At 60.9% G+C, this 12,809-nt stretch carries 9 protein-coding genes; 5 read left to right on the top strand and 4 right to left on the bottom strand.

The window, feature by feature from the left end; all coding sequences use genetic code 11:
* Positions 1 to 103: 103 nt before the first annotated feature.
* Positions 104 to 487: a hypothetical protein gene (locus tag AC07ZE_RS11310; protein WP_207264401.1), complete on the top strand. Its 384-nt coding sequence runs from the start codon at positions 104 to 106 to the stop codon at positions 485 to 487.
* A gap of 46 nt (positions 488 to 533) precedes the next feature.
* On the opposite strand, the gene AC07ZE_RS11305 is transcribed toward AC07ZE_RS11310, so the two are convergent.
* The 4 genes from AC07ZE_RS11305 to AC07ZE_RS11290 form a co-directional block, all read right to left on the bottom strand.
* A complete protein-coding gene (locus AC07ZE_RS11305) occupies positions 534 to 1,964 on the bottom strand; it encodes a sigma-54-dependent transcriptional regulator (RefSeq protein WP_207264398.1) in 1,431 nt (476 codons plus the stop codon).
* Positions 1,933 to 3,426: a sensor histidine kinase gene (locus AC07ZE_RS11300; RefSeq protein WP_207264396.1), complete on the bottom strand. Its 1,494-nt coding sequence runs from the start codon at positions 3,424 to 3,426 to the stop codon at positions 1,933 to 1,935. Before AC07ZE_RS11300 ends, AC07ZE_RS11305 begins: the two co-directional genes overlap by 32 nt.
* Positions 3,427 to 3,529: 103 nt before the next feature.
* Positions 3,530 to 4,636: an SCO family protein gene (locus tag AC07ZE_RS11295; protein ID WP_207264395.1), complete on the bottom strand. Its 1,107-nt coding sequence runs from the start codon at positions 4,634 to 4,636 to the stop codon at positions 3,530 to 3,532.
* A gap of 286 nt (positions 4,637 to 4,922) precedes the next feature.
* The gene (locus AC07ZE_RS11290; protein WP_207264385.1) at positions 4,923 to 6,371 is read right to left on the bottom strand and encodes an ATP-binding protein; all 1,449 of its coding nucleotides are present in this window, start codon (positions 6,369 to 6,371) and stop codon (positions 4,923 to 4,925) included.
* Positions 6,372 to 6,654: 283 nt separating this feature from the next.
* Between AC07ZE_RS11290 and AC07ZE_RS11285 the strand changes: the two genes are divergently transcribed.
* From AC07ZE_RS11285 to AC07ZE_RS11270, 4 genes are all read left to right on the top strand, one after another.
* Positions 6,655 to 8,001: a hypothetical protein gene (locus AC07ZE_RS11285; protein ID WP_207264383.1), complete on the top strand. Its 1,347-nt coding sequence runs from the start codon at positions 6,655 to 6,657 to the stop codon at positions 7,999 to 8,001.
* A gap of 35 nt (positions 8,002 to 8,036) precedes the next feature.
* On the top strand, positions 8,037 to 10,268 hold the full coding sequence (locus AC07ZE_RS11280; protein ID WP_207264381.1) for an Ig-like domain-containing protein: 2,232 nt from the start codon (positions 8,037 to 8,039) through the stop codon (positions 10,266 to 10,268).
* A gap of 61 nt (positions 10,269 to 10,329) precedes the next feature.
* A complete protein-coding gene (locus tag AC07ZE_RS11275; protein ID WP_207264379.1) occupies positions 10,330 to 10,791 on the top strand; it encodes a curlin in 462 nt (153 codons plus the stop codon).
* Between the two features lie 27 nt (positions 10,792 to 10,818).
* Positions 10,819 to 12,267 (top strand): curlin, encoded by a 1,449-nt coding sequence (locus tag AC07ZE_RS11270; RefSeq protein WP_207264377.1) that lies wholly within the window; start codon positions 10,819 to 10,821, stop codon positions 12,265 to 12,267.
* The last annotated feature ends 542 nt before the right edge of the window (positions 12,268 to 12,809 follow it).

Below are 12,809 nucleotides of genomic sequence, written 5' to 3'. Positions count from 1 at the left end.
AGCCACGACTGTAGCAGCTGCAGGAGCCTGCTCGCTCCGCCAGGGGACGCTATAGTTAATGTCCTTGGGGATATGCGCGAAAACCGATGTCACAGGTGCTGCCATGAACAAGACCGAACAGATGCTGATGCTTGCCCTTTGCCTGACCGCCGCCACCTGCGCACGGGCGGACGACAGCCCGATGCAAACCGAGCAGTCGAGCAGTGAGTTCAATTATTACGGGGCCGATCAACCCTTCGCCCACCCCGCCCCTCCTTCGCTGAACACCGTGCCGCCGGGGTCGTACATTCCGACTTCGCCACAGACGTTCATCCCGGTTTCCAGCGAGCACGTGTTTTCCGACTCACGGTTGCCCACGGTGGCCGATGCCACCGTTCGCGTGTTCATCCGCACCTACGATTCAGAGCGCGGCGTCTACGTGAACCAGGAAGTGATCGACCCGAGGTGCATGCTGGCCTGCCTGAGCACGCCGGGTCCTGCTTTGTAACTGCTCTTGACTTGCAGCTTGAAGCTTGCGGCTCGCAACTGCCCTTCTACCACTGCCGTTTGTCCGGGCGCGCAAGGCCGAGCTTTTCGATCCGGTAGCGCAGCATGTCGCGGCTCAGGCCGAGCAGCCGTGCGGACTTGGTAACGTTCCAGTCGGTCTTGTCGAGCATCTTGCGCACCATGTCGCGTTCGACTTCCGGCAGGTTCATCGACTCAGTGCCGTTGTAAGCCGCGCGTGGTTCGCTGGGGGGCAGCTCGTGTTGATACGGCGGCGGTTCATCCACCAGGCTCATGCAGACATTCAGCTGATGGGCGGCGACGATGTCGCTTTGCGCCAGTAGCACGGTCTGCTCCAGCATGTTGCGCAACTCGCGCACGTTGCCCGGCCAGTTGTAGTTGAGCAGCAACTCTTCGGCCTGTTCGCTGAAACGCAAATGCGGTTTGCCATAGCGTTTGCCGTGGGTGGCCAGAAAATGCCGGGCCAGCAACAGGATGTCTTCACCGCGGGCATACAAGCGCGGCACCTTGATCGAGATGATGCGCAGGCGGAAAAACAGGTCGCGGCGAAACTTGCCCTGCTGGACCATTTGTTCGAGGTTGCAATTGGTGGCACTGATCACCCGCAGATCGACTTTGCGCTCCTTGACCGAACCGACCCGGCGGATGGTCCGGTCTTCCAGCAGCTTGAGCAGCTTGGCCTGCAACAGCAGGTCCATTTCCCCCACTTCATCGAGAAACAGCGTGCCGCCGTCAGCCGCTTCCACCAGCCCGACGCGACGATCCTTGGCGTCGGTAAAGGCCCCCTTCTCGTGACCGAACAACTCCGACTCCACCAGGTTGGAGGGAATCGAAGCGCAGTTGAATTCAATGAACGGACCTTTGGCACGCGGGCCGTCGAAATGCAGGGCACGGGCCACCAGCTCCTTGCCGGTGCCGGTCTCGCCTTCCACCAGCACCGGTGGCAGGTCGGAGTTGGACATCCGGCGCTCGGCGTCGAGCAACTGGGCGATGGTGCCTTTGAGGTAGACCATCGGCGCCGATTCGCCGATCAGCGCCTGCACCCCGGATTTCTGCGCCTCGCGCTCCTGATAGAACGACAGCGTGCGCTCCATCCTTTCGGTAGCCAGGGCCTTGTCCAGTAGCAGCTTGAGTTCCGGCAGCGCGACGGGTTTGGTCACGTAGTGAAACGCGCCTTCCTTCATCGCCACCACGGCGTCCTCGACATTGCCGTAGCCGGTCATCATGATCACTTTCAGTTCCGGTGCCCTGATGCGCAGCTTCTGGATCAGGTCGTGACCACTCATGCCGGGCAACGAGTTGTCGGTCAGCACCACGTCGGGAGCAAAGGTCCTCAATTGCTCCAGTGCGTCTTCAGCCGAGTGGCAGACTGTCACCTCGAAGTCTTTGCGCTCAAGGTACGTCTGGATATTCTCGGCGAGGAGTTCATCATCCTCGACCAGCAGTATGCTGCGTTCCATACTCCCCTCCCGTTGCCACTTTAAAATTCAGACAAACGCGGGTTCCTTCCTGCTCCTGGCTGGTCAGTTGGACCGAGCCTTCGAAACGCTCCATTATTCTTTTGACCAGCGCCAGGCCCACGCCCAGCCCACCTTGTTTGGTGGTGAAGAACGGCTTGAAGACCATTTGCTGTTGCTGCTTGGTCATGCCCTTGCCGGTGTCGTTGAGGATAACGCTCACCTGACCGGGGACCGGTGTTTCAAGATCAATGCTCAACACGCCGCCGGTGGGCATGGCCTCCAGGGCATTGGCAAACAGGCTGTTGAGAATTTGCGTGAGCAGCACCTGATGGCTGACGACCGCTGGAACGCTTTTGGGCGTGAAGCGCACCTCTACATTCGAGCGCTTGATCAGCGATTCGAAGGCCCCCAGGGCGTCTTCGATGGTCAGTACCAGGTCGACATGTTCATGGTCATCATTGACCGGTCGCAACGACACCAGCAGCTCACGGACCCAGCGCGACATGCGATCGACCTGGCTGATGATGTCGCCAATGTTTTTCTGCGCCGCCTGGCTGCCGATTTCCTGGGCCAGTTCGGCGCTGGAACGGATATTGGCCAATGGATTGCGCAGGCTGTGGGCCACCGCCGAGGACATTTCCCCCAGAGCGACGAAGGTTTCATTGGCGACCAATTGTTTCTGCTGGCTCTGCAGCAGCATGGCCGCGCGGCGCACGATCCAGAACAGGCCCAGGTAAATCGCCGCCCCGCCAAGCAGGGTCGCCAGCCAGATGGCCTTGAACCCGCGCTGAATGCGCTCCACCAGGTCCACCGGCTCCTTGTAGATTTCCACCATGGCAATCACTTTGCTTTTGTCGGCGTTGAACATCGGAATGTAGTTCTCGATGAACAGGTACTGCGGTTCACGCAGCAGGCGTTGTTCGGGGCGCTCCTCATCGATTTCGTGATAACTGGTGGACACGGCCTCTTTCATTTCGAAGGACTCGTCCAGCTCCTGATCGTCTTTGATACGCACGCCAATCAGCTCCGGGTTCGTCGACCAGACGACGGTACGATCGAGGGCGTACACCGTGGCCAGCAGAATGTCCGGCAGGTGTTCCACATGATCGAGAAACTCGACGCGCGATGACGCACGTGCCGCCGGATTGACATCCGGGTAAGCGTTTTCATCCCGTGGGTCGAGCATCTCGCCCATGGTCCGTTTCGGGGTGATCTGGGCATGGCGAATTTCCGCATCGCCGATGGCCTGTATGAATTGCGCGGTCAGCATCGAGTCGCGTTCGATGCTCTCTTCCACCACGAAGCGCGTGGAAATGTAGCCCAGTCCCAGCGCTACCGCGGCGATGATGAAAAAGCTTGCCAGGGAGAACCAGCGCACCAGATTGAACGGCGCTCGCCACTCCTTGCCTCCTGCTGCCGGGGGGGTCGGCGCAGGTACTTTTTGTTCTTCCAGTATCTGCATTGGACGGTCCTTGTTACGAGTCTTCAAGCCTTTTCAGCTGCGTTTCGGATCAGTGTAGGTGGCATTGCCCGCCTCTGAAGGTCGAGCGAGTGTTATTTCGCCACTATTGCACCCGGGTCTGCCCGGGGGTCGCTGTTGCGTGATGACGGTCAGGTACTTCATTGCCGGCCAAAGGGGTTGACGGCGGATGCTGACGATCGGTTTCCGCCTGTAAAAAGTCGATGATCGATTGCGCGGACTTCTCATCCAGGCGCAGGTTGGGCATCGCAATCTTGTCGAAGCGTTCGAACAGCTCCATGGCAATCGGGTCTTTTTCCGCGAGCATACGGTCCGGCTCACGGATCCAGCGGCTGAGCCAGGCCGGGTCGCGTTGACGGGTGACGCCAATCAGGTCCGGGCCGATGCTGCGCAGGCCGATGCCCTGCCCGTCCAACGGACCTAGGCTGTGGCACGAAGCGCAACGAGTGCGGAACAGTTCTTCGCCGTTGCTCGGCGGACGAATCTCGGGGGCGTTGGCGTAGCTTTGCGCAATGCTCGGTTGTTTCCAGTTATGCAAAGTGTTGGCCAGTTGATCGGCCAGGATCCATGGGTTCTCGAAGGGTGAGGCTTTCATCCAGCGACCGGTTTGCTGGTTGCCGACAATCAGGCTCAGGTTGTGGTCCTTGCTGCGTCCGTTGTCCACGCCTTCGATGAACAGCCCGAGCTTTTGCCGCAACTCGGTGACATCGGCGAAGTCCCCGGTGAAGAACTGCCAGCCGGGCCCGACCTGGAAGCGTTGCGAATAGGCCTTGAGCACCGCGGGGGTATCACTCAAGGGGTCGATGCTGATGGAGTAGAAAAAGATGTCCTTGCCGACCCGGTCGCCGAGCAGTTTCTGCACCTGGCGCAGGCGCGCGGTTTCCAGCGGGCAGGAATCGCTGCACGAGGTGAAGATGAAATTGATCACCACCACCTTGCCCTTGATCAGGTCATCGAAAAAATGCACCTGCCGACCGTCCTGGTCGGTCAGCAGGGTGTTGGGGAAATAGTCGCCACCCCACGGGCTGGCGGAGTCGACGATGGCTGTTTCCACAGGTGCTGATGCGGGGATGGGTGCGGGTGTCGACGGTGTCGGTTTGGCGATCAGCAGCTGGCTGACCAGCAAACCGGTAGCCAACAAGAGCACTAGGTGCATGCCCAAGGCACGTGAACGGGGTGTATGCGGATTCATGTCGACACCTCGATCCTTGGCGTCAACAACCACGTGAAGGGAGCGCGCGCTCTTCTGTCCATCACCAGCGCCTCATGTGCGTGAAGAAGGTGATGGTGCTTCTGCAAAAGCCTCGCCAGCTTGTAACTTTTTTATACAAAGATGCTAATACCCGGAAAAACAATGGCTTACCAATTCAGTCGCCATGACCGGGAACAATGATTGGGGAATAACACCCGCTAGCGGGGAAAGATCGCCCCCAGATTCAGGGGCCGGGTAGATCAGCGGGGTACACCCTCCCAGCCACTCAAGAGACCAACCTGAACGACAAACGAACACGGGTGCCCTCTCCTTCTCGACTGTCGAGGGTCACAGCGCCGCCAAAACGCTCCATGATCCGTTTGACCAGGACCAGCCCGACACCCAGCCCGCCCTGCTTGGTGGTAAAAAAGGGGCGGAACGCCATTTTTCGTTGTTCTTCGCTCATGCCTTTGCCGGTGTCGCTGACCACCGCGCACACGCCGCGGGCATCGGTCGGCTCCAGGGTGATGGCCAGCGTCCCGCCTTCGTCCATGGCCTCCAGCGCATTGGCCAGCAAGCTGTTGAGGATCTGCGTCAACTGCACCTGCTGACTCATCACCATGGGTGTCTCTTTGGGCTCGAACACCACGTTGACCCGGGCCTTGGCGATCTGTTGCTCGAAGGCCATGAGGCTGTCATGCAAGGCCGCCACCAGGTTGACCGGCTCGGCATCGTCATTGATCGGTCGCAAGGACTGCAGCAACTCCCGCACCCACTTCGACATGCGATCGACCTGCCCGATGATGTCGCTGATGTTCTTGTGCGCCGCGCCACTGTCGAACTCCAGCGCCAGTTCGGCGCTTGAACGAATGGTCGCCAATGGATTGCGCAAGCTGTGGGCCACCGCCGAAGACATCTCGCCCAAGGCAACAAAGGTTTCATTGGTGATCAGCTGCTTTTGTTGCGTCGCCAGCAGGTTCGCCGCGCGGCGCACGATCCAGTACAGCCCGAAATAAATCAGGCCGCCGCCCAGGGCCGTGGCCAGCCAGATCAGCACCAGCCCGCGCTCCATGCGACTGATCAGGTCCTTGGGTTCCTTGTAGATCTCGACCATTGCCGTGACGTTCTTGCCATCGGCATCAAACAGGGGAATGTAGTTCTCGATGAAGATGTATTCCGGCGGCGTGATGAACTTCTGTTCCATGCGCGTCTTGTCTACGTCATGGTAACTGGCCGACACCGGGGTCTTTGAAGCGAAGGCCTCATCGAGGTCCTCGTCGGCATGGATCGTGGTGCCCATCAACGCCGGGTTGGTCGACCAGATCACCATGCGGTCGGGAGCATAAATGTTGGCAAGGATCACGTCCGGCAGGTGTTCGATGTGGTCGAGAAATTCGCCACGGGCATTGGCGCGGGCCATCGGGTCGACGTCGGGAAATTCACGATCCTTGCGTGGGTCGAGCAGTTCGCCCATGGTCCGCACATTGGGAATCGCCACATGGCGCACCTCGGCCGAGGCAATCGCCTGAATGAACTGCGAGGTCAGCAATGCATCGCGCTGCACGCTTTCGGTAATCACGAACCTGGTCGACACCGCACCCAGCGCCACTGCCACCGTGCCGATCACCGCCAAACTGATGAGCGAAAACCAGCGCAGCAGATTGAACGGCTGTTTGCGCGTGCTCAGACGAACGTCGCCTTTGTCGGACTCGAGTGTTTTTGCCAGCGTGGTCATGGACGTTATTCTCGGACACCCCCCTATAGGGTTATAGCCCACTGCTGGCAGTTTGCCCGACTCAGGACTGCCTCCTTCCCGCCTTGTCCCGTTATCCCCATCTACCCCCAATCCTGGGGAAATAAGCCCGATGCCATCATTGTGATAACCGCGCCTGGCCGTCTGTAAAACGCCCGTTTAGCGGGCCTCTCAGCGCTGTTTTCACCAATTGGCATGGGAGTTGCCGAAGCCCTCCCAACTGACCCATATCCAAGGGGCAGGTACTCTGATAGAGGGAATACACATGCACCCTTTACTGTCCAAAACCGTGATCGCAGTGGCTGTGACCGCACTGGCTCAAGGCGTTGCCCAGGCCGCGTTGTTTGCCGTAGACCCCGGTCCTTATCAGCCGGCTACAGGTGGTTTCGCTGCCTGGTATCAGGATACCCACGGTCGGACCCTCGACTTGTGCTTATCAAAGGCTGTCAGTTCCAGGGTTCCCGGTGCTCCCGGCGCGCCTTCCTACATGTGCGTTTTGAATCCGGCTCCCGGGGTTTTCGACGACACCCTACCCATCGCTTTCCCGAGCAACTTTCCCGATGAAACGTTCTGGTTCACCGGCGAAGGTTCCATCGTCGATGCGGCCCGGGGCATCGACCTGACATTTGTCAGCGCCATCGAAGCTGCCTTCGCCGCGGAAGAGGTCAAAGAAGGCGATCAGGTCAGTTTTGGCCGTATCCGTATTCGGGTCGACGTGCCCACCGCCGGGGTCTACACCATCACCCACCCCTACGGCGTCGACATCTTTGATGTTCCGGCCGGTGGAAACCGCGCGATCAACATGACGCGCGACATCGGTATCGGTTCGCCGAAAACCTACGACGGCGCACTCAGAAGCGACATTGGCCCGTTTCTGCGCAGCGTCAACGGCCCCTACACCGAGACCAACCCGGACACAGGTCAAGCCGATCAATTCATCGGCGATCCGAACCTGGCCGAGGCCTTCACCGGCAGCCCTTTCAATACCAACTACATCCGCATCGAAGGGCCTAACGGACTGGATTTGCGCACGACGGTGATGACCATTTCCGGCAAGTTGTCGACGGTGGTCCGCCCCACTCCCATGATCACCGAGCGCAGCACTTATTCGCGTAAAGCCGGGGAAAGCGCTGCGGTGGCGCAGCAGGATGTGTTCGTGATGGCGCCACCGCCACCGGCCACCGTGACCCTGGACAGCAATAGCCCGGTGCTGAACCTGACCGAGGCCGACTCCACCGGCCACTGGTACGCCCAATCCGCCACCAACCCGACGTTGCCGAGCAATCTGGTGGTGACGGCCGACAACCACCTGGCCATTCCCACCAGCACGCCCACGACCCTGTCCATGCCATTGACCGATCTGGTGGTGATCTCGCAGGCCCAATACAGCCTCAACAGCGGCCAGATCACCATCGTGGCGTCGACCAGCGATGAAACATCGCCACCGGTCCTCACCGCCACCACCGGTACCGGTGTCGCCATCGGCTCGCTCAGTGGCGATGGCGCGGTGAAGTCCCTGTCGACCGGCATCTCGCCGATTCCACCGGCCAAGGTTCGGGTGACGTCATCCAATGGCGGCAGCGATACCGAAGAAGTGGTCATCGTGCAATGAACGCACATAGGTCCAGATCCTCATCAGGAGGCATCATGAACAAATTGCCACGCCTGGCGCTCAACGCCCTGGGACTGACTCTATCGCTGTCCGGCAGTGCATTCGCGCAACTGGCTGCCGTCGACCCCGGCCCTTACACCTACGCCACGGGGAAATTCCCCATGTGGTATCAGGACAACAATCTGTTGAAGCTGGAGCTGTGCCAGTCGCGGGCGACCAGCTCGCGGTCGCCGGGTGCGCCCGGCGCACCCGCCTACATGTGTATCCTGAACCCGGAACCCGGGGTTTACGATGACACCCAGCCGATGGTGTTCCCGGATAACTGGCCACCGGAAACGTTCTGGTACCTCGCCGAGACCACCATCAACGATGTCGGCGGCTATGGCGTGGATGCCTACGTGGCCGGGATCGAAGCGGCATTCGCCTCCGAAAACCCGATCGACGGAGACCAGGCCAGCTTTGCGCGGATTCGTCTGCGGATAAACATCCCTATCGCCGGGGTTTACACCATCACCCACCCCTACGGCGTGGAAACGGTCAACGTCACCACCCCGGGTCGTCGGGCGATCAACATCACCCGCGACATCGGCATCGGCGCACCGGGTAACTTCTCCGGCGCCCTGAATGGGGAAGTCGGGCCATTCCTGCGCAGCGTCAACGGTCCCTACACCGAAGTGAACCCGGACACCGGCGCCATCGATACTTTCATCGGTGACCCGAACCTTAGCGAAGCGGTCACCGGCAGTCCGTTCAATACCAACTTCCTGCGGGTCCAGGGTCCGGCCGGGACCATCCAGACCAACCTCTTTACCGTGTCTGGCAAAGTCCTCGACAACCGTGCGCAAACCCCGGTGGAAATCGGCCGCGCCACTTACCGTCGTACCTCTTCAGATACCCGGGTGGAGGTCTTCGGCAAATCGGCCAACAGTTCCAGCCTGTGCTTCCGCGAAACCGTGGCCCTGGTCCCCGGACCACCGTTGACGCCGTGCCTGACCAACATGCTCGGCAGCAACGGCCAGTTCTTCGGCCATCGCCTGACGGGCACCACCGTTCCTCCACTGGTGGTGGTCACCGCGACCGACCCGAGTGGTACGACCCGGCCGACGGCGGTGTCGAGCAAAGTCACCGACGTGGTGAAAGTCCAGACCGCGCGCTACAGCTGGGACAATCGCAGCCTGCTGATCGAAGCCACCTCGTCTGACGAAGTGGTGGTACCGGACATGGTTGCCCAGGGATTCGGACGCCTGACGAAATCCGGCACCTTGCAGCGCCTGACCGTCGCCGATCTGCAACAGCCACCGGCCACCGTCACGATCAAATCCGCCTCTGGCGGCAGTGACACCGAGCCAGTCGTTGTCGTCGGCTCGGCACCGGATACCGGTGAAAACCAGGCACCGATCGCCCTCGCGGACAGCGGCAGCACCAGCTTCGGCGTGCCGATCACACTCAACCTGCTGACCAACGACAGCGACCCAGACAACGACACACCGCTGAGCATCACCGCGCTGACCCAACCGGCCACCGGCCAGGGCACCGTGGCGCTCAACGGATCGACCGCCGTCGTCTACACACCGCCAGCGGTGGTCAACGCTCCGCTGACCACGACCTTCACCTACAAGGCGCAAGACGTCAAAGGGCTGGCTTCGACCACTGCGGCGACCGTAACCATCACCGTGGCGCCTAACCAGCCTCCAGTGGTCGTCGCCGACAGCATCGCGACTTTGGGTGTGTCGGTACCGATCAACGTGCTGGGCAACGACAGCGATCCGGAAGGCAACGTGCCGCTCGCCATCGACAGTTTCACTCAACCGCAAGCAGGTCGTGGCAGCGTCACCAGCAACGGCACGGTCCTGACCTACAACCCGCCGGCCACGGTCACCTCGGCTTTCACCACGACCTTTAACTACTTCGCCCGGGACAGCTTCGGTGCTGTGTCGACGTCGCCGGCCACGGTCACGGTGCAAGTCTCGCCACGGCCTGCCGCGGAAACCTTCGCGGTGACCGCAGCCACGGTGACGGCCCGTTCCAACAACCGCTTCAACTGGGACTTCACCGGCACCTCATCGGTGACTACCGGCAACACCATCACCGTCCAGGTGACCACCCCGACCGGACTGGTAACCCTGGGTAGCACTGCGGTGCCGTTGACCGGACGCTGGAGGCTGACAGTGAGCAACAGCACCACGGTGGTTCCGTCGGCGAACCCGACCGCCACCATCACCTCGTCCCAAGGCACCGTGCGCACGGTGCAGGTGATCTCGAACTGAGTCCGGGCCCCATTCACTCGGTGAGTGGATGGGGCCGTTCTCTTCTCAAAAGGACAACACCATGAAAACGCCGACCGCCGCCCTGCTCTGCCTGCTTCTGCTTTGCAGCAGTGCTGGCGTGCACGCCGACGATTTGATGGAGAACGACGACCTGGCGCCCGCCGCCGATCTCGGCGAGCTGCCCCCTCCAGTGGGCCAGCACGCACTGATCGACCAGAACGGCCAGGCCAACATCGCCCTGTTGCAACAGAACGGTCAGTCGCTGCTCGGCCAGATCGTGCAGTCGGGCAGCAATCAGGAAGCTTACATCCTGCAGCAAGGCAGCGACCTGATGGCCTTGATCAACCAGCAAGGTTCCGGCAACGCCGCGTCGATCACCCAGACGGGCAGCCACAACCGCGCGCAGATTTCCCAGAACGGCAACAACAACGACGCCAACATCGTCCAGGCCGGCACGGGGCAGCAAAGCGCTGTGACCCAGGCAGGCAATGGAATGAGCGTATCGGTCACTCAATATCGCTAAAGCACTGCACCACTTGGAGGTTCCATCATGTTCAAACTGACGCCCCTTACCGCCGCCATTCTGGTCATTGTCAGTGCCCAGGCGTTGGCCGACGACAGCGTGTCCACCCAAAACCAGCTCGGCGACGCCAACATTGCTGATGTGAAGCAAAGCAGCGCGCCGTTCAGTACGGCCACCCAACAGCAACTGGGTGCGGGCAACGATGCGGCCGCCGTGCAGGATACGGCCACCAGCACCATTACCCAGACCCAGGTCGGCGACTACAACGCCGGCTACGCCGAGCAACTGTACGAAGACAACAGCACCATCACCCAGGACCAGACCGGCACCTTCAACATCGCCCACGCCAGCCAGTCCATCGGTCTGGGTGCCAGCGAGGCCGTGCAACAGCAAACCGGCAACGGCAACTTCTCCTTCGTGTACCAGGACAGTCAGGACGGCACTTCCGGCCAGACCTACCAGTTCGGTGACGGCAACGAAGCCAACATCGAGCAGATCCAGCCGGGCATGGCCAACAACGCGGTGATCATCCAGTACGGCACCACCAACTACGCCACCGCCGAACAAATCGGCCACATGGCCGGCCAGATCGACATCAACCAGGCCGGCAGCACCAACTATGCCTATGGCGACCAGCGTTATGGCGAGGGTGGCACCCTGACCATCAACCAGTACGGCGACGGCAACGGCACCGAAGTCTGGCAAGACACCCAGCTCAACAGTCAGGCCACCATCAACCAGTACGGCCAGACCAACGAAACCATCGTCGACCAGAGCTTCGGCGAAAACAACGTGGCCAACGTGCTGCAAGTCGGCGACCTGAATGCCGTTTACGCCGACCAGTTCGAGTCCGTCGGCTCCACACTCGGGATTTATCAAGAAGGCACCGGCAACGTGCACTTCACCTACCAGAGCGGCGACAGTCACGTGCTCAACACCAACTCGGTGGGTAACGACAACAAGGTCTACGCCAGCAACTGGAAAGGCCCGCAACTGGGCGGCCAGTTCGGCAGCAGCCAGCGCGCCACCGTCAACCAGACCGGCAACGGCAACATCGCCAGCTTCCAACAGGACGGCATCGGCCACATCATGACAACCAACCAGACCGGCACCGGCAACAAAACCACAGTCAGCCAGGCCAGTGCCTACAACGAGCTGTACTTCGACCAGAACGGCACCGACAACATCCTGATTTCCGACCAGCGCGGCACCACCAACCTGGCCCAGGGCATCACCAACGGCACCGGCAACAGCACCGAGTTCAACCAGGAAGGCACCGGCAACCAGGCGTTCACCACCCAGCTGTACGGCGACGACAACATGATCACCGTCAAACAGGCCGACATCATGAACGTGGCGTATGTGACCCAGGGCGGCACCGGCAACATCGCCAGTGTCGACCAGAGCGGCATGACCCAGACCGCGACCATTCAACAGATGGGTTCGGCCAACCAGGCGACTGTGTTGCAGCAGTAATCGCGGGGCATGAAAAAACCGCGGCCCTTGGGGAGAGGGTCGCGGTTTTTTTTGCAGGTTCGAAATGACATGGCTGCTTGTCCCGCCGCCTTCGCGAGCAGGCTCGCTCCCACAGTTGAATTGGGTGCATCCGCGAAAGCCAGGTCGGCTCGCAGGCCGCCTCGCTGGCAAGCCAGCTCCCACATGGGACCGTGGGCAACTGCCAAAATCAGGTCGGCCCGAAGGCCGCCTCGCTTTGGCTTTTCGCGGTGTCCGCCCCCTCGAGAGGCTTCGTTCCGGTTCTGCGCAGTGGGCAACCCGGCATGGATGCCGGGTTAGCCGCGCACGGCCATGGATGGCCGATCGCGGCGGGCCCACGGAGCAGGACCGGAGCGAGGGCACCCTGAGCCTAGGCGAAGGGCCGAACGACAGGGGCAAGAGCGCTTGGTTACTTGGCGCTTCTCCAAGTGACCCGCCGTAAGGGCGGAACCCATAGTGGCCGTTACCGCAGGAATGGATACGTACTCGGTCAACAGCATTCAGGCCGGTTGTCAGGCCGCCTT

This window comes from Pseudomonas sp. GW101-3H06 (assembly GCF_059424605.1).
Note: the sequence above shows the minus strand (reverse complement) of the source record. Positions and strands in the feature narration are given on the sequence as shown.